13 protein-coding genes are annotated in these 17,946 nt (G+C 69.8%); 7 read left to right on the forward strand and 6 right to left on the reverse strand.

Translation table 11 applies throughout. From position 1 onward, the window contains the following. Position 1: 1 nt before the first annotated feature. Together IM778_RS01630 and IM778_RS01635 are read right to left on the reverse strand one after the other, a co-directional pair. Positions 2-1,624 (reverse strand): MGH1-like glycoside hydrolase domain-containing protein, encoded by a 1,623-nt coding sequence (locus IM778_RS01630; RefSeq protein WP_194410360.1) that lies wholly within the window; start codon positions 1,622-1,624, stop codon positions 2-4. 84 nt (positions 1,625-1,708) lie between these two features. Next, a complete protein-coding gene (locus IM778_RS01635) occupies positions 1,709-3,025 on the reverse strand; it encodes an ABC transporter substrate-binding protein (RefSeq protein WP_194410361.1) in 1,317 nt (438 codons plus the stop codon). Positions 3,026-3,328: 303 nt separating this feature from the next. On the opposite strand from IM778_RS01635, the gene IM778_RS01640 reads away from it, so the two are divergent. Genes IM778_RS01640 through IM778_RS01650 form a run of 3 tightly spaced genes read left to right on the forward strand, consistent with a single transcriptional unit; the run spans position 3,329 to position 6,603 of the window. After that, a complete protein-coding gene (locus IM778_RS01640) occupies positions 3,329-4,273 on the forward strand; it encodes a carbohydrate ABC transporter permease (protein WP_420488841.1) in 945 nt (314 codons plus the stop codon). A 45-nt stretch (positions 4,274-4,318) separates the two neighbouring features. Then, the gene (locus IM778_RS01645; RefSeq protein ID WP_194410362.1) at positions 4,319-5,227 is read left to right on the forward strand and encodes a carbohydrate ABC transporter permease; all 909 of its coding nucleotides are present in this window, start codon (positions 4,319-4,321) and stop codon (positions 5,225-5,227) included. Continuing rightward, complete coding sequence (locus IM778_RS01650; protein WP_228484691.1) at positions 5,224-6,603, forward strand: Gfo/Idh/MocA family protein; 1,380 nt, start codon at positions 5,224-5,226, stop codon at positions 6,601-6,603. The genes IM778_RS01645 and IM778_RS01650 overlap by 4 nt, the downstream gene beginning before the upstream one ends. Before the next feature lie 18 nt (positions 6,604-6,621). On the opposite strand, the gene IM778_RS01655 is transcribed toward IM778_RS01650, so the two are convergent. Next, positions 6,622-6,768, reverse strand: coding sequence for a hypothetical protein (locus tag IM778_RS01655; RefSeq protein WP_194410363.1), 147 nt, complete (start codon positions 6,766-6,768; stop codon positions 6,622-6,624). A gap of 166 nt (positions 6,769-6,934) precedes the next feature. Here IM778_RS01655 and IM778_RS01660 point away from each other — a divergent pair, with 166 nt between their 5' ends. Together IM778_RS01660 and IM778_RS01665 are read left to right on the forward strand one after the other, a co-directional pair. Beyond that, positions 6,935-7,945 (forward strand): LacI family DNA-binding transcriptional regulator, encoded by a 1,011-nt coding sequence (locus tag IM778_RS01660; RefSeq protein ID WP_194410364.1) that lies wholly within the window; start codon positions 6,935-6,937, stop codon positions 7,943-7,945. A gap of 71 nt (positions 7,946-8,016) precedes the next feature. After that, positions 8,017-8,799 (forward strand): nucleotidyltransferase domain-containing protein, encoded by a 783-nt coding sequence (locus IM778_RS01665; protein WP_194410365.1) that lies wholly within the window; start codon positions 8,017-8,019, stop codon positions 8,797-8,799. 15 nt (positions 8,800-8,814) lie between these two features. On the opposite strand, the gene IM778_RS01670 is transcribed toward IM778_RS01665, so the two are convergent. The 3 genes from IM778_RS01670 to IM778_RS01680 all read right to left on the reverse strand — a co-directional run bounded on the left by IM778_RS01670 (position 8,815) and on the right by IM778_RS01680 (position 12,028). Beyond that, positions 8,815-9,723, reverse strand: coding sequence for a carbohydrate ABC transporter permease (locus tag IM778_RS01670; protein WP_194410366.1), 909 nt, complete (start codon positions 9,721-9,723; stop codon positions 8,815-8,817). Beyond that, positions 9,720-10,643 carry a carbohydrate ABC transporter permease gene (locus IM778_RS01675; RefSeq protein WP_194410367.1) on the reverse strand — a complete coding sequence of 308 codons (924 nt, stop codon included), beginning with the start codon at positions 10,641-10,643 and terminating at the stop codon, positions 9,720-9,722. Before IM778_RS01675 ends, IM778_RS01670 begins: the two co-directional genes overlap by 4 nt. An 80-nt stretch (positions 10,644-10,723) precedes the next feature. After that, positions 10,724-12,028, reverse strand: a complete 1,305-nt coding sequence (locus tag IM778_RS01680) for an ABC transporter substrate-binding protein (protein ID WP_194410368.1) — start codon at positions 12,026-12,028, stop codon at positions 10,724-10,726. Positions 12,029-12,281: 253 nt separating this feature from the next. Here IM778_RS01680 and IM778_RS01685 point away from each other — a divergent pair, with 253 nt between their 5' ends. After that, on the forward strand, positions 12,282-14,954 hold the full coding sequence (locus IM778_RS01685) for an alpha-L-rhamnosidase (protein WP_194410370.1): 2,673 nt from the start codon (positions 12,282-12,284) through the stop codon (positions 14,952-14,954). Between the two features lie 71 nt (positions 14,955-15,025). After that, positions 15,026-17,839, forward strand: a complete 2,814-nt coding sequence (locus IM778_RS01690) for a family 78 glycoside hydrolase catalytic domain (RefSeq protein WP_194410372.1) — start codon at positions 15,026-15,028, stop codon at positions 17,837-17,839. Positions 17,840-17,946 lie beyond the last annotated feature (107 nt).

Below are 17,946 nucleotides of genomic sequence, written 5' to 3' on the forward strand. Positions count from 1 at the left end.
GTCACGCCTGCGGCGGGATGAACCCGGGCGTCGTCCGCACGCCGCTGCCGAGCGCGAGCCGCTCGTTCGGCCCGAGTGACAGCTCGCGCGCACCGCCCGGTGTCTCGAGGCGTCCCGTGACAGTTCGTCCCGCGAGCCCGACCACCGCGATCGGCCGGCCCGCGGCATCCGTCACCACGCGCCAGCCCCGCGGGAACGACACGTGTGGTGAGCCGTCGCGCAGCACGACCACGCGTTCGTCGTCGGCCGCGAGCTCGAAGCGCACGCCGTGCACCTCGCGCGAGTACGCGACGGCGATCGCCGAGGCGCCGTGTTCGAGCCTGGTCGGAGACATGCCGCTGAACCACAGCTCTCCGTCGGGCCTCGGCAGGATGCCGAAGTGACGCTCGACTGCGTCGAGCAGCCACAGGATCGCCGGGGAGTACTGCTCGGTGAAGCCGGGTGCGCCGCTCCACGGGTCGAGGCACTGCGGAAAGCGATCGGCGGATGCGAGCGCGCCGAGCACCGAGCTCGCCGTGAGTGCGAGCTCGGCCACCCTGCCGTGGACCTCGAACGGATGCGGCGCCCGCAGGAGGCTGAGGAAGTTGACCGGCCCGCCCCACGAGTTGCGTGACGCGTCCGCGTCGAACCGCGGATCGTCGAGGGCGACCGAGGTGAATCCGTACGGCGAGAGGAACTTGCGCGTGTGCATCAGGTAGCGCTCGAGCGCGGCCGCGAAGAACTCGTCGTCGCCGATCTCGCACTCCAGCACCCGCAGCAGCACGTCGGTCTGGACGCGGCGCAGCTGTCCTTGCCCGTCGCGATCGTAGAACGTGGCGTCCGCCTCGTCCCAGCACTGGGCGAAGAGGGCGTCGACGGATGCCGCGGCTGCGGCCCGCCACGGCGCGCCGTCTTCGCCGAGCTCCTCGGCGATGCGCGCCAGGTACGAGCGCTGCGCGGCGACGTTGGCCGTGAGGTCGGGGGCGACGAACGGCAGGAGCGGATTCGTCGCATCGACGAAGCGGGCATCGCCCCGGGGGCGGTCGGGCACGAACCAGAACCGCGGCGAGAGGTCATGGCCGGTGTCGAACGTGCCGAACGCCTCCACCGCGCCGGTCCCGCGCGTGTCGCGGAACGCGGCGAGCCAGCGGTCGGCCCGCGACATCGCGTCGTACATCCGCTGGAGGAATCCGCGGTCGCGACCGGTGAGCAGGTAGTGGTTCCAGACGGTGCGCGCGAACGGCGTGACCAGCTGGATCTGCGAGAACCCGGGTCCGTCGTCGGTGACCTTGTAGGGGAGAAGCCCGTCGTCACGCTGCAGCTCGGCGAACTGCTCCTGCGTCGCCCGGGCGATCGGCGGCGCGAAACGCGTCAGGACCTCGGCGCTGATCGACGCGGTGCTCTCGATCCACGTGCCGGGGTACACGCCCCCTTCGGTGAGTACCGGCAGATCCGCGCCGCTGAGAGTGCGCACGCACCCCTCCAGCTCGGTGACGGCGTCGTGCCAGCGGCGCTCCAGCGTGCCCCCGACGGCGGCGAACCCGATGCCGCCCGCCGCGAGCGCGTCGCGTAGCGGGCCGGATGCCGTCCTCGTGTGACCGGGTCCCGTGCGCAGGTGCGCGAGGGCGGTCTCGATCGGGGTCATCGTGGGCTCCTCCTGCCGCAAAGTCTGCCCGCGGGAACGTCGTGGGCGGCCCCCGAGGGAGCCGCCCACGACGCTCGGGTGGTGTCAGTCGCTCTCGAGCGAGGCCGACAACTCGTCGACCCACTGCTGCGCGCCGTCGGCTGCCGAGGTGCTGCCGAACAGGATGTCGGACTCGATGCGCTGCGACAGCTCGTTGAGGATCGCGCCGCCGGCAGGCTGCGGCGGGGCGACGACGCCGACCTCGAGGACCCGCTGCAGGTACTCGGCCGCCTTGGCGTCGGCGGGGGCGAGCAGCGGCTCGACGACCTCCAGCGTGGCAGGGTTGAACGGCAGACCGCGGTTGGCGAGGATGATCTCGGCAGCCTCCGGCTGGTTCAGCAGCCAGTCGACCAGCAGCGCCGCGGCTTCCGGGTGCTCGGTCTCGGCCGCGATGGACCAGAACTGCGACGGCAGCACCGCGACACCCGAGAGGTCGGTCGAGGTGGGGGGCGTGAGGATCTCGACCTCGGTCCCCGTGCCGGCCTCGTATGCCCCGATCTGGTTGCTGTACGAGAAGGTCATGCCCGCCTTGCCCGTGCCGAACAGCGTGAGGTCGGGCGTGACGTTCCAATGCTCGACGATCACCGACGGGTCGGGCAGACCGCCGTCGGCGACCAGTTCCTGCTCCATCTCGTACCACTGCTGGATGGTGTCGGCATCGACCGCGAGGTCGCCGTCCCAGTCGTAGATCCCGGTGTCGGTGTACTGCGCGACGTACGTGCCGAGGATGTCCTGGACGCGAAGGTCGAGTCCGACGATCCCGTCGCCCGCGTTCGCCGAGATCTCGTTCGCGATCTCGACGAAGTCCTCCCAGGTCCACGAGGCGTCGGGCAGGTCGACGCCTGCCTGCTCGAACACGGCCGGGTTGACCAGCACGCCGATTGCATTCCCGCCGGTGGGAAGCCCGTAGAGCGTGTCGTCGACGGTGGCACTGGTCAGTGTGAAGTCGGCGTAGGCGTCGGTGGGGAGGTACTCGCTCACCGTGGCGAGGTCGAGCAGGGTGCCGGCGTCGCCGTACTCCTGGGGCTTGGCGCCGCCGAGCGCGAACACATCGGGCGCCGTACCCGACGCGAAGTCGGTGGCAAGCCGGTTGAAGAGGTCGTCGGGCGCGCCGACGGGCTCCTCGACGACCGTGATGTTCGGGTACTCCTCCTCGAACAGGTCGATGGCCTCGGCCATGATGGCGGCCCGCTCGTCGTTGCCCCACCACGCGATGTGGAGCTCGATCTCCTCGTCGGGGTCGAAGCCGTCGGACGCCTCTGGCGTGCCGCCTCCAGCGGAGCATCCGGCGAGGGCGAGCGTGGCGGCGAGGGTGGTGATCACGGCGGTCCGGGCCGCGGTGGATCGTGCTGAACGCGTCATTGCGCCTCTCTTCGTGTCGAGTGCATGCCGTCGTCGTCGGCGACGGACAGTCAGCGAGCGGTCTGGCAGCTCGCTGCGCGGTATCTCAAGAAACCGCTTTCACGGAAAGTAGCAGGACCGTGACTGCCTGTCAATTGTTGTTGTCGGCTCGTTATCTGCCAGAACCGTGTCGACGGGCGGCGGCATCGCCAGTTCGGCGCGATGACGGGGTTTGACGTCGGATCGCCGTTGGGTGATACTTGACCGACCCACGTGAAAGCGGTTTCTCCGCTGAAGGGTTCAGTCGTAGACGAGGAGGTCTCCGTGAGCAGTATCGGCGAGCTGCGAAAGATCGCGCGCCGGCCGCGCGGCACAGCAGGAGCGGCGAGCAAGAGCGCCTACCCCGACAACAAAGCGGGCTATCTGTTCCTCGCGCCCTGGCTGATCGGCCTTGTCGTCTTCACCATCGGCCCGATGCTCGCGTCGTTGTTCCTCGCGTTCACCGACTACAACCTCTTGCAGCCGCCGGAGTGGTCCGGGCTCGACAACGTCGCCCGCATGATGGGCGATGCGCGCCTGTGGAACTCGCTGCGCGTCACGCTCGTGTATGTGCTCGTGTCGGTGCCGCTGCAGCTGGCACTCGCGCTCGCGGTGGCCGTGCTGCTCGACCGGGGCATGCGAGGACTCGCGTTCTACAGGTCCGTGTTCTACCTGCCGAGTCTGCTGGGCGGGTCGGTCGCGATCGCCATCCTGTGGCGCCAGGTGTTCGGCAAGGAGGGCATCGTCAACGGGTTCCTCGCCTGGTTCGGCATCGAGGGTCCCGGCTGGATCTCGCACCCCGACTATGCCCTCGCGACGATCATCATCCTCCACGTGTGGACGTTCGGCTCGCCGATGGTGATCTTCCTCGCAGGGCTCCGCCAGATCCCCGAGATGTACTACGAGGCGGCGCAGGTCGACGGGGCCGGGCGCGTGCGCCGCTTCTTCTCGATCACGTTCCCGCTACTGACGCCGATCATCTTCTTCAACCTGGTGCTGCAGATCATCTTCGCGTTCCAGTCGTTCACGCAGGCCTACATCGTCTCGGGCGGCACCGGCGGGCCGTCGGACTCGACCATGTTCTTCACGCTCTACCTGTACAAGCAGGCGTTCACCGAGCTGAACATGGGCTACGCGTCGGCGATGGCCTGGTTCCTGCTCGTCATCATCGCGGGATTCACCGCGTTCAACTTCTGGCTCTCGAAGTACTGGGTCTTCTATGACGACTGATCACCGGACCCCGGCATCCCACCCGCTCGACGAAGAGGCACGCCCATGACCGCACTCCACGACGCTCCGGCCATCACTCCGCCCGACGAGGATCTCCGTACGCTCCGCCGAGGCCGGCGAAGCCCGCGCGACTCCGCTCGCTCGGTGTTCAAGCACATCGGCCTGATCATCCTGTCGATCGTGATGGTCTATCCGCTGATCTGGCTCGTCGTCTCCTCGCTCAAGCCCAACGACGAGATCTTCACCGACCTGAGCATCTTCAGCGGGAATCTCACCCTCGACAACTACGTCTACGGGTGGACATCGCAGCAGTTGCCGTTCAGTGTCTTCCTCGGCAACTCGACGCTCCTCGTCATCGGTGCCATCATCGGCAACCTGGTGTCGTGCTCGCTGGCCGCATACGCGTTCGCAAGACTGCGGTTCTGGGGACGCAACGCCTACTTCGCGATCATGCTCGGCACGATCATGCTGCCCTTCCACGTCGTGCTGGTGCCGCAGTTCGTCATCTTCCGCGAGCTCGGCTGGCTCGAGACCTTCCTGCCGCTGATCGTTCCGAAGTTCCTCGCGCTGGACGCGTTCTTCATCTTCCTGATGGTCCAGTTCATCCGCGGCCTTCCGAAGGAGATCTTCGAAGCGGCGCGCATCGACGGCGCCGGTCATGCCCGGATCTTCGGGCAGGTCACGCTTCCGCTCATGGTGCCCGCGCTGGCGACCACGGCCATCTTCACGTTCATTTGGACGTGGGGCGACTTCTTCGGCCCGCTGATCTACCTACGCACGCGCGAGAACTTCCCCGTGTCGGTCGCCCTCAAGGGCTTCGTGGACGCGCAGTCCTCGTCGAACTACGGAGCGATGTTCGCGATGTCGGTGGTGTCGCTCATCCCGCTCTTCCTCGCCTTCTTGCTGGGTCAGCGCTACCTGGTCAAGGGCATCGCCACGACGGGCATCAAGTGAGCGCCGCCGCCGCGGATCGCCGCATCCGCTACGCGATCGTCGGCACCGGCAGCCGCGCGCAGATGTACGTCGACGCCATCGCCGGTCCCCACGCCGATCTCGCGGAGCTGGTGGCGTGGACCGACACGAACGCGGGCCGGATCGGCTGGCACGAGCGCAGGCTCACGACAGCCGGCATCCCGTCGCCCACGCGGTTCGCGCCGGACGGGCTGGGCGCCGCCGTCGCCGAGCACCGGATCGACCGCGTCATCGTCACCTCACCCGACTGGACGCACGCGGACCACGTGGTGGCGGCGCTCGAGGCCGGCGCCGACGTCATCGTCGAGAAGCCGCTCACCACCACCGAGGACGACGTGCGCCGGATCGCGGACGCCGTGGACCGCACCGGGCGCTCGGTCACGGTGACGTTCAACTACCGCTATGCACCCCGCAACGCGTCGCTGAAGGACGTGATCCACGCGGGCGAGATCGGCGAGGTCACCTCGGTCCACTTCGAATGGGTGCTCGACACGTCGCACGGGGCGGACTACTTCCGCCGGTGGCATCGCGACAAGGCGAGCTCGGGAGGCCTACTGATCCACAAGGCCTCGCACCATTTCGATCTCGTCAACTGGTGGCTCGACGACGTGCCGGCCCGCGTGTTCGCCAGTGGCGGGCTGCGGTTCTACGGCGCCGAGAACGCCCGCAGGCGCGGCATGGGGTCGCGGCCGCGCAGGGGCACGGAGGACTCGCCGCTGCGGGATGCATTCAGCCTCGACCTGCGCGAGGACCCGGTCCTGCGCGAGCTCTACTTCGAGCAGGAGTCGCACGACGGCTATCTTCGCGACCGCGACGTCTTCGATCCCGGCATCTCGATCGAAGACAACCTCTCGCTCGTCGTGGACTTCGCTCGAGGCGCCTCGATGTCGTACTCGCTCAACGCCCATGCGCCGTGGGAGGGATACACCGTCGCGGTCAACGGCACTCTCGGGCGTGCGGAACTCACGGTGGTCGAGCGAGGGGCCGTGCTGCTGGGCGACAGCGGGCGGCCCGTCGTCGACCCGAGCGCCCGCCCCGGCGACGTCGAGCACGAGGACGGCCGGCCGGTGTCGGAGCGCCTCGTCGTCCAGCGGCACTTCGGCGCCGCGCGCGGGGTTCCGATTCCCCAGGAGGACGGCGGTCACGGCGGTGGCGATGCCCGGCTGCTGTCCGAACTGTTCCGAGGATCCGGCGACGACCGGCTCGGCCGCGCCGCGACGTGGCTCGACGGCGTCTGCTCGGTGGCCGTCGGGCTCGCCGGGAACCGATCCCTCGAGTCGGGCCAGGCGGTCGCGATCGACGACCTGGGCCTGGGCGCGGCGTCGAGGGCGTTCGCGGCCGGCATCCGCCAGCGCTGATGCCGCTGCGGCGGCGCGTCAGGCCGGCGGGTTGTCGGGGTCGAGGGTCTGGAGGGTGTCCTCCTCGACGGGATTGTCGGCCTCCAGCTGCTCCTCGGTCGTCGCGTCGCCGCCTGTCGGGTTGTCGTCTTCGGGGGTTCCGTCCTCGCTTCGCCGTTCGTCCATGGGTTCACGGTAGCCCCGGCGGCGGTGTCGTGGGTGAGCGCGAGGCTCCTCTTGACTCTCCGGCGCGACGGTGTCACTGTAGAGCGGTCTACATCCGTGCGGACGGCGATCTGCTCCGCCGTCCCGTCCGCCTGCCGTGCCTCCCCCTCGCCACTACCCTCATGTCATGACTGACCAGCGACCGCGTGCCGCCACCATCGAAGACGTCGCGCAAGCCGCGGGCGTCTCGCGGGCCGCGGTGTCGAAGGTGCTGCGCAACGCGTACGGCGTGAGCGACGCGATGCGCGAGCGGGTCACCGCCGCGATGACCGAGCTCAACTACCGTCCGCGGATCGCGGCGCGGGCGATGCGGGGCCGCACCTACACGATCGGCATCGAGCTGCCCGGACTGTCGAACCAGTTCTTCACGCGCATCGTGCAGGGCGCGAGCGCCGCACTCGAAGGCACGCCGTACCAGTTGATCATCGCGCCCGCAGAGGCCGGGTCGCGCAGGGGGTACCGGGCGCTGGAGGCCCTGGTCGACCGGCAGGTCGACGGAGTCATCGCGGTGTCGCCGCGCGTCGACGAGACCGCGCTCGAGCGGATCGCCGCGTCGGTGCCCGTCGTGATGTTCGGACGCCACGACACGTCCGACCGCTACGACGTCGTGGCCGGCGACGACGCCGCGGGTGCGCGCGCCGCGATGCGCCACCTCCTTGAACTCGGGCACACCCGCATCGCGCATCTCACCCTCGGCGAGTCGCGCGAAGACGACCCGTTCCCGCACGGCGTGCGGCTGCGGGAGTACTCGCGCGCGATGGCTGCGGCCGGGCGTGCCGAGGCGGCCGAGGTGTGGCGGACCGACGAGGGCGATGCGCACGCATACGACGTCGTGCGCCGGCGGCTCGCCGAGGGCACCGACGTGACGGCGGTGTTCGCCGCTCACGACGAGCTCGCGTTCGGGGCCCTCCGCGCGGTTCTCGAAGCGGGCGGGCCGTTGGCGGTCGTGGGCTACGACGACGTCCCGCTGGCATCGCATCCCGCGTTCGGGCTCACGACCGTGCACCAGCCGGGAGAGGCGATGGGGGCGCGTGCCGTCGAGATGCTGCTGGAGCGGTTCGCCGGTCGCGCCGAGGCCGCACACCAGATCTTCGATGCCGAGCTGATCGTGCGGGCATCCGCCCGGCCGCCGGCCTGACCGGAGCCGGCGCCGTCGACCCGCCATCCGGGCCGGCGCCGGACGCCGACGATCGTTGCGAAGGAGCAGACGTGGAGCAGCAGGAACGGGCGCTCAGCGCCTATGTCGAATCCGTGCGCGGGGAGCCCGGAGCGCTCGCCGTCGTGCTGGTCGGATCTGTCGCCCAGGGCAGGGAGCGCGACGACTCGGACGTCGACGTGTACTTCGTCGTCGACGAGGAGCGGTTCGCGGCCGAAACCGCGGCGGGGCGTTTCGCGTGGATCGAGCGTCAGGGCGTCGACTACCCGGGCTCGTACATCGACATCAAGCTCGCGAGCCCTTCGTACCTGGAAGCGGCCGCCGAGCGCGCAGACGATCCCACCAGGGCCTCGTTCCAGGACGCGCGGGTGGTGTGGAGCGAGCTGCCCGGCCTCGAGGGGCTCATCGAGCGGATCACGTCGCTGCCCGACGACGTGTGGGACGAGCGCGTGCGGTCGCATCTCTCGCAGGCGCGGCTCTACGGCGGCTACTTCCTGCGGCAGGCGGTGGAGCGCGACGACCAGTTCCTGCGGGCCCACGCCGGCGCGCACCTCGCGCTCGCGGCGGCGCGCGCAGCTCTGGCGGCGGCCCACGTGATGCTTCCCGGCCCGAAGTACGTCTCGAAGCTCGTCCGCTCGGTGCCGACGCCCGCGGGCTTCGTCGAAGCCTGGGAGCGAGTCGTCGCGGAACCCGGCATCGCTTCCGGCCGCACCCTCCTCGACATCCTGTTCTCGTGGCTCGGCGCAGGGCTCGGTCAGGACGAGACGCTGTCGATCTTCATCCGCGACAACGAGCTCGCGTGGCTGCGCGGGACGGTCCCGGCCGAGTACTGGTGAACGGGATGCCGCGACTCAGCCCTTGACCGCGCCGCTGGTCATGCCGGCCACGATCTGCCGGTTGAAGAAGATGTACATGATCAGCGGCGGGATCGTGATGAGCAGGATGTCCATGAACAGCAGGTTCCACTGGCTCGCGGCCTGGCTCTGGAAGTTGTAGAGCGTCAGCTGGACGGTCGCGTTCGCGTCGCCGGGGAGGAAGTACAGCGGGCCGGTGAAGTCGTTGAACACCGCGACGGCCTGGACGACGATCACGGTCACGACGACCGGCTTCAGCAGCGGGAGCACGACGGTGAAGAACAGCCGCATCGGGCCGGCGCCGTCGATGATCGCGGCCTCGTCGAGCTCTTTGGGGATCGTGGCGACGAACGCCCGGAACAGCAGGATGCAGAACGAGAGGCCGAAGGTGGCTTCGATGAGGATCATGCCCGGCATGGTCTTGAAGATCCCGAGCGTCTGCATGACCCAGATCGTGGGGACGACGGCCGGCGGCACGATGAGGCCGGCGAGCACGAAGAAGTTGATCAGGTGGTTCCAGCGCGACTTGCGTCGCTGCAGCACGTAGCCGACCATCGCGGCGAAGACCACCATGATGGCGACGGAGGCGACCGTGAGGATCGTGCTGTTGATGAACGCGCGCACGATGATGAAGTCGCGGGTCTGGAGCACGGTGAGGAAGTTCTCCCAGAGCTGCCAGCCCTGCTGCGGCAGCGAGAACTCGAAGAGCGAGGCCTCCTGGGTGCTCTTCGCGGCCGTGAGGAAGATGAACGCGAACGGCACGATGAACACGATGATCGACACGACGATCGCGATGACGCCGAGCAGGTACTTGCGGACGAAGCGCCGCAGCGTCATCGGCCGGCGGTCCTGGCGGGTGCGGGAGGGCTTGGCCCCCGCGGTGGTGAGGGTGCGCGTGAGGGTCATGACTCCACCTGCCGGCGGTTGAGGTAGTACGAGATGGGCACGATGATCGCCGTCACGATGACGAACAGGACGACGTTGCCGGCGGTGGAGAGCCCGTAGAAGCCGGCCTGGTACTGCTTGTAGATGACCGAGGCGATGACGTCGGACGAGAACCCCGGTCCGCCGCGTGTCATGGCCCAGATGAGCTCGAACGACCGCAGGCCGCCGATGAGCGAGAGCAGGACGACGGTCGCGGTGGCCGGCCGCACCAGCGGGAGCGTGATGTTCCAGAAGCTCTTCCACGACCCGGCGCCGTCGACCTTCGCGGCCTCGAAGTACTCCTGCGGGATCGCCACGATGCCGGCGATGTAGATGAGCGTCGCGATCCCGACGCCCTTCCAGACGTCGACGAGCGCGACCGAGAACAGCGCCCATGCGGGATCGGTGAGCCAGCCGGGCCCTTGGATGCCGAACGTCGCGAGCGTCTTGTTGATGAGGCCGTCGAACGGGTCCATCAGCACCTTGAACGTGATCCCGACGCCGATGGTCGACACGAGCACCGGGAAGAAGATCGTCGAACGCAGGTAGCCGCGGCCGAGGATGGACCCGGTGAGCAGCACCGCCAGCGCGAGGCCGAGCACGACCTTCAGGGCAGAGGTCAGGAACCCGTAGACGAAGGTGTTGACCAGGCCCTGGAACAGCATCGGCTCGGTGAAGAACGTGACGAAGTTGTCCAGGCCGATGAACTCGACGTCGAACAGCGACCACCGGGTGAGGGCGAAGTAGAACGACGCGAACGTCGGCACGGCGAACAGCACGACATAGAGCACCCCGGACGGGATGTAGAACCACGTCGGGTACATGCTCCTCATCGGCCGCCGCTTCTCGGGCGGGGGCGGCGGGGCGGTCTTCTCGCGCGGGCGTTCCGCGATCGTCGTCATGTCATCTCCATCGATGCGGAGGGAGGCCGCGGCGCGGGCGACGCGGCCCCCCTCTTCCTACAGGTCTCAGGACCGGCGCCTCACCAGCCTTCCAGGCCCAGCTGCTGCGCCTGCTTGACGACATCCTCGTCGTAGAGGGCGGCGCCGGCGGCGGCGGGACGGATGCCGGAACCCACCTCGACCGTGATGTTCTCGAGGTTCGGCCCCTTGATGGGCGACAGGAACTCGAGCGCGGGGTTGGTGTCGCCCTCGTCGAAGTACGGCTGCATGTCCTTCAGCAGACCCGGCACGTCCTCCGGGAGCGTGCACGCGCTGGTCGCGAACGGCCCGCTGGGCACCATCACCGTGGTCTGGACCTCGCAGCCGCTCTCCGAGTTGAGGAAGGCGACGAAGGTCTTGGCGGCCTCGAGCTTGTCGCCCTCGGTGGTCTTGGGGATGTAGACCGCGTTGGGCAGCCACACCGTGAGCTTGGTGTCGTCCGCGTTCTGCGCCGGCAGCGGGAACACGCCGATGTTCTCGATCTCGTCCGGGTAGTTCTGCTGGAAGGTGGTGACGATGCCGGTGAGGATCGGGTAGTGCGCACCCTCGCCGGTGGCGACCATGCGCGCCCCGTCGTCGTACACGGCCGAGGCGAAGTCCTCGTTCCACCATCCGGCGTCGAAGCCGTCCTGTTGGTTCGCGAAGCCCTGGAGGGCCGGCTCGTCGACGTACTTCCGGTTGCCGGCGGTGTACTCCTCCGCCCAGTCGGGATCCTGCGCGAGCACGTTGCCGAAGTCGCCCAGTACGAACAGTTGGCTGGTCCAGGTGTCGCCGTACGTCTGGATGACGGGCGCGATCCCGGCGGCCTTGATCGCCTCGTTGTTCTCGGAGAACTCCTCCCACGTCGTGGGCACATCGAGGCCGAGGTCGGCGTAGACCTGCTTGTTGTAGACGACCGCGCCGGCCTGGGTCGCACCGAAGGGAGCGCCGTAGATGCCGTTGTCGGTGGAGACGACGGCCGCCATCGTGTCGATGAGGTCGCCGACCCACGGCTGGTCGTCGAGCGGCACGAGGTTCTGGTCGGGGTTGAGCGCCTGGAACAGCGACCCCGAGTTGTAGTAGAAGACGTCCTCCATCTCGCCTGTGGCGAGCTTGGTCTTCATGAGGTTGTCGCCTTCGGTGCCGGCCGGCTGGGTCTCGAGCCGCACGCGGATGTCGGGGTTCTCGGCTTCGAACGCCTCGATGAGCGCTTCGGCGACCTCCACGTTGGTGCCGGTGTTCTGGGTGAGGAACGAGATCTCGACCGTTCCGTCGTCGCCGCTGCCGCTGCACGCCGCGAGCGGCAGCGCCAGCGCGGCGATGCCCGCCGTCGCGACGAGCAATCTGCGGGTGTGAATGCTCTTCATCCTTTACCTCCTCGTAAAGCCGAGCGGCCGATCCGCCCACGCTGCCGGATTTCCCTGGTGCTGCGTCGAAGGGCTATTGAAACCATTCAACTTCTCGTACGGTACGTCCCGCCGGGGGAGGCGTCAACAGTGATCCCGAAAGCGCCGATTACGATCGTATAACGGTCTACACTTTGTTTGACAACCAGACCTGAATCGTTTCACGATGGAGGAGCGGACGGCGAAGAAGCTGTCCGCCGAAAGGACTCCGGCCATGACGGCGCTTCCCCTCCCCTCCGCGCTCGACCTCGCCACGACGGTGGTCGACCTCCGTACGCAGCACGCCCCGGGGCTTGTCGGCGTTCCCCGGTCGGGGCTGCGGCTGTCGTGGCGCGTCGAGAGCGCCGATGCCGACGCGCACGTGCTCGGCTACCAGCTCGCGCAAGGTCCCGAGCAGGGCGAGCCGGCCGTGTCCGCACCCGTCGCGGATCCCGGTGCGGTCGGCGCAGCCGTCGCAGACGACCTCCGAGCGGGCGAGCGTCGGGCGTTCGCGGTGCGGGTGGCCACCCCCGCCGGATGGACGAGGTGGAGCGATCCGCTGATCGTCGAGGCAGGGCGGGACGGCGCCGACCTCGAGGCCGACGTCGTCGGCATCGACACTGCGATCGACGGGCCCGTGCAGCTGCTGCGCACCGAGTTCGCGCTCGATCGCCGTCCCGAGTCCGGTCGCCTGCGGCTGAGCGCGCTGGGCCTCGTCGACGCGTGGATCAACGGCGTGCGCGCCACTGACGCACACCTCACCCCCGGCTGGACCTCGTACCAGGAGCGGATCCTCGTCGACACGCTCGACGTGACGGCCCTCCTCCACGAGGGCACGAACGTCGTCGTCCTCGCCGTCGCCGACGGCTGGTACCGCGGCAGCTTCGGCTTCGCGCGACGCACGGCGATCTACGGCGACCGGCTGGGGGCGCTGGCTCAGGTCGAGGCCGACGGCCGCGTGGTCGCGAAGACGGATGCCGCGTGGCGCGGCGGGTTCGGGGCGATCCGCAGTGCCGGCATCTACGACGGGACCGTCACCGATCTGCGGCTGCACGACCCCGCGGTCCACGAGCCGGGCTTCGCCGGCGACGGGTGGGTCGCGGCATCGGTCATCCCCGTCGACCGGGCCCGCTTCGCGCCGCGGTCGGCGCCGCCGGTGCGCGTCGTCGCCGAGCTGCCGATGTCGGTGTCGGCGCACGCCGGGCGCGTGCGCCTCGACAGCGGGCAGAACGTCTCGGGATGGGTGCGCGTGGTCGTGCGCGGGCGCGCCGGCGACACCGTCACGGTGCGGCACGCGGAGGTCCTCGAGCCCTCGGGCGATCTGCACCTGACGGCGCTGCGCTCGGCGAAGGCGACCGACGTGTACACGCTCGACCGCGACGGCGAGCACTCGCTCGAGCCGGCGTTCACGTTCCACGGCTTCCAGTACGCCGACGTCGAGGGAGCGGAGGTGGTGTCGGCGGTCGCGGTCGCGATCTCGAGCGACCTCGCACCGCGCAGCACGTTCTCGTCGTCGCATGCGGCCCTCGACCGGTTCCACTCGAACGTGCAGTGGTCGCTGCGCGACAACTTCGTCTCGGTGCCGACCGACTGCCCGCAGCGCGACGAGCGGCTCGGCTGGACGGGCGACGCCCAGGCATTCGCCGCGACCGCGTGCACGCTCGTCGACTCGGAGGCGTTCTGGCGGTCGTGGCTGACCGACCTCGCGATCGACCAGACCGACGCCGGGGTGCCATCGGTGGTGCCCGACATCATCCGCCCGCAAGACATCGTGATGCAGGGCGGGCCGATCGAGAACATGGGCCGGGCGGGGTGGGCGGATGCCGCGACCATCGTGCCGTTCGCCGTGTACGAGTCGTACGGGTCGACCGAGATCCTGTCGCAGCAGCTCGACAGCATGCGTCGGTGGGTGGAACACCTCCGCCGGCGCGCGGGCGACGACCTCGTGCTGCCGCCGTCGTTCCAGTACGGCGACTGGCTCGACCCCGACGCGCCGGCCGAAAGGCCGTGGGAGGCCAAGGTCTCGAGCGACTACGTCGCGAACGCGTTCTACGCCCGGTCGGCCCGCCTGCTGGCGCAGGCCGAGCGCCTGGTCGGCGATGCCGCCCGGGCGGAGGAGTACGACCGGCTGGCCGACGATGTCAGCACCGAGGCGTTCGCGAGGTGGGGTGAGGGCGCGATCCAGACCCAGACGGGTGCGGCCATCGCGATCGAGTTCGGCATCGCCCCCGAGGAGCGGCACGCCGAGATCGCCGCCGCGCTCGCCGAGAACGTGCGCCGCGAGAACGGGCGCATCGCGACCGGGTTCCTCGGCACGCCGCTGGTGCTGTTCGCCCTCTCCCGCTTCGGGCACCTCGACGAGGCGTATCTCATGGTGCTCCGTCGCGAGGCGCCGTCGTGGCTCTACCAGGTCGACCGCGGGGCGACGACGGTGTGGGAGCGGTGGGACGCGATCCTCCCGGACGGCTCGATCCACTCCGGTGCGATGGACGCCGCGCCCACCGAGGGCGGCCCCGAAGAGACCGGCATGCTCTCGTTCAATCACTACGCGTACGGTGCGATGATCGACTGGGTGTACCGGACTGTCGCCGGGCTCGCCCCCGCCGAGCCCGGATACCGCGTCGTGCGGGTCGCGCCGCGTCCGGCCGACGGGCTGGACCGGGCGAAGGCGTCGATCGACACGCCGCACGGCCGGCTCGCGATCGACTGGACGCTCGAGGGCGAGCGTCTCGAGGCGGTGCTGGAGGTGCCGTTCGGATGCCGCGCCGAACTCGATCTGCCCACGACCGCCGACTCCCGGGTCACCGTCGACGGCACGGAGCACCGAGGCGGACTCGGCCACGGCACCCACCGCATCGTCGTGACGTCGCCGGTGGTCGCGCGGCCGGAGGCGATCGTGAGGGCCTGATCCCCGGCATCCGTCCACCCGCCCGCCCGCAAGCCCATCGATCCGCAGCACGACCCGTACGAAGGAGTGTCATGAGTCAGCCGGCCGCCCAGATCGTCGTCGAAGCCCCGTATCGCAGCGACGTCGTCGCCACGCCCACGCCCCGCATCGGCTGGCGCACCGAGACGCAGTCGCCGGGCTGGATCCAGACCGGGGCCGAACTCGAGCTCGGCCGCGCGGGCGAACAGGTCGTGCACCGCATCGCGGGGCGTGACTCCCAAGGTCTCGAGTGGCCCTTCGAGCCGCTCCGCCCCCGGGAGGAGGTGACGCTGCGCGTGCGGGTCACGGGCGAGGATGCCGTCGAGGGATCCTGGAGCGAGCCGCAGCGGATCGTCGCCGGCTTCCTCGGCGACGGCGAGTGGACGGCCGCGACGGTCGGTCTCGCCGACCCGGAGCACGAAGCTCAGCCCGCGTATCTGCGGACCGAGTTCGAGGCGTCCCGGCCCGTGCGGCGCGCGACGCTGTATGCGACGGCGGTGGGCGCGTACCAGATGGCCGTCAACGGTGCGGACGTCGACGACCAGGTGATGAAGCCCGGCTGGACGCCGTACCGGCAGCGCACCATCCACGAGACGACCGACGTCACTGCGCTGCTCGTGCCGGGCCGGAACGCCATCGGCGTGCGGCTGGCAGGCGCATGGGCGACCGAGAGGTTCGGGTTCCGCGACAGCGCGCACCGCCACTACGGCGACCAGCCGCGATTCGCCGCGCAGCTGCTCGTCGAGTACGCCGACGGATCGAGCGAGTGGGTGGCGACGGATGCCTCGTGGCGGGGGTCGACCGGCCCGCTCACCGAGAGCGGGCTCTATGCCGGAGAAGCCTTCGACGCCCGCCGTGCGCTCGTCGATGCGGCCGGCCGGGGCTTCGCGGAGCCCGGCTACGACGATTCGGCGTGGCGTCCGGTCGCTCAGCCCGATCCTGTCGCCGTACCCGAGGCGCGCGTCTCGCCGTTCGTGCGGCGGCTCGATGAACTCCCCGTGCGCGAGGTGATCACGACGCCTGCGGGCAAGACGGTGCTGGACTTCGGACAGAACCTCGTCGGGCGGCTGTGCATCCGGGTCGAGGGACCGGCGGGCACCGTCGTGACGCTGCGCCACGCCGAGGTGCTCGAGCACGGCGAACTCGGCACACGACCGCTGCGCGCGGCGGACGCCACCGACCGGTACACACTCGCCGGGGACGGCGTCGAGGAGTGGGAGCCGGAGTTCACCTTCCACGGGTTCCGCTACGCCGAGGTCTCCGGCTGGCCGGGCGAGTTCGACCCGTCGGCGGTGACCGCCGTCGTGATCCACAGCGACATGGAGCGCACCGGCTGGTTCGAGGCATCCGACCCGCTGGTCAACCAACTGCACGAGAACATCGTGTGGGGCCTGCGCGGCAACTTCCTGTACCTGCCCACGGACTGCCCGCAGCGCGACGAGCGCCTCGGCTGGACCGGCGACATCCAGGTGTTCGCGCCCACGGCATCGTTCCTCTACGACGTGCGCGGCTTCCTCGACTCGTGGCTGCGCGACCTCGCTCTCGAGCAGGAGGACGGCGTCGTGCCGTTCGTCGTGCCGAACGTGCTCGGGCCGGCGCGTCCGGCCGCCGCGTGGGGCGATGCCGCGACCATCGTGCCGTGGGTGCTGCACGAGCGCTACGCCGACACGGCGACGATCGAGCGTCAGTACCCGAGCATGAAGGCCTGGACCGACGTCCTCGTCGGCCTCGCCGGCGACCGCCGGCTGTGGGAGGGCATGTTCCAGTTCGGCGACTGGCTCGACCCGGACGCCCCTCCGCATCTGCCCGCGAACGCGAAGACGGATGCCGACATCGTCGCGTCGGCGTACTTCTACCGCTCCGCCGACGCGGTCGCCCGCGCCGCCGAGCTCCTCGGCCGTGCGGAGGAGGCCGCCGGCTACGCGCGCATCGCCGAAGAGGTCCGCGCCGCCTTCGCTGCCGAGTACCTGACGCCCGCCGGTCGAATGATGTCGGACGCGCAGACGGCGTACGCGCTGGCGATCGTCTTCGACATCGCGCCGGCCGAGCAGCATGCGGCGCTGGGCGCGCGCCTCGCCGAGCTGACGCGACTGTCGGGCTACCGCATCGGCACGGGCTTCGTGGGAACGCCGATCATCCAGGACGCCCTCACCCGCACCGGACACCTCGAGACGGCGCGGCGCCTGCTCGTGCAGACCGAGAACCCGTCGTGGCTGTACCCGGTCACGATGGGCGCGACCACGATCTGGGAGCGGTGGGACTCGATGCTGCCCGACGGCACCATCAACCCGGGCGAGATGACGTCGTTCAACCACTACGCGCTCGGCGCGATCGGCGACTGGCTGCACCGCGTCGTGGCGGGGCTCGCCCCGGACGCGCCCGGCTACGCCCGCATCCGGATCGAACCGCGACCCCTCGCCGGTTTCGACCACGCCTCGGCCGAGCATCTCACGCCGTACGGGCGGGCGCGCTCAGGGTGGAGCCGGGCCGGCGGCACGGTCCGCATCGAGGCGGTCATTCCGCCCAACACCACGGCGACCGTCGTGCTGCCGGACGGGCAGTCGCACGACGTCGGATCGGGCACGCACGCGTGGGAGGTCGCCGACAGCACGCAGCCGACGGCGCCGCAGCGCGTCGGGCTCGACTCGAGTCTCGCCGACGTCATCGACGACCCCGAGGCGTACCGTGCGGTGCTGGACGCGATCGGGGCGGAGAATCCCGAGGCCGCCGAGATGTTCCGCTCGACGACGAAGTGGGGTCCGGGGCGGGAGCTGGGCGACGCGCTGTTCATGGTCGCCGGGCCGGACCTGCAGCGTGACATCCAGGAGCGTCTCGTCGCGCTCTCGGCCGCACGCTCCGGTCGTTGAGCGAGCGAGGTACGAGCGAGACGAAACGTCGTGGGCCCGGTGCGGGCGGTGGGTGTGGTGCGTTTCGTCTCGGGCGCTGGAGCGCCCTTCGCTCAACGACCGGGGTC

Origin of the sequence: Microbacterium cremeum, from assembly GCF_015277855.1 — a bacterium.
In the GTDB taxonomy this organism is placed as follows: domain Bacteria; phylum Actinomycetota; class Actinomycetes; order Actinomycetales; family Microbacteriaceae; genus Microbacterium; species Microbacterium cremeum.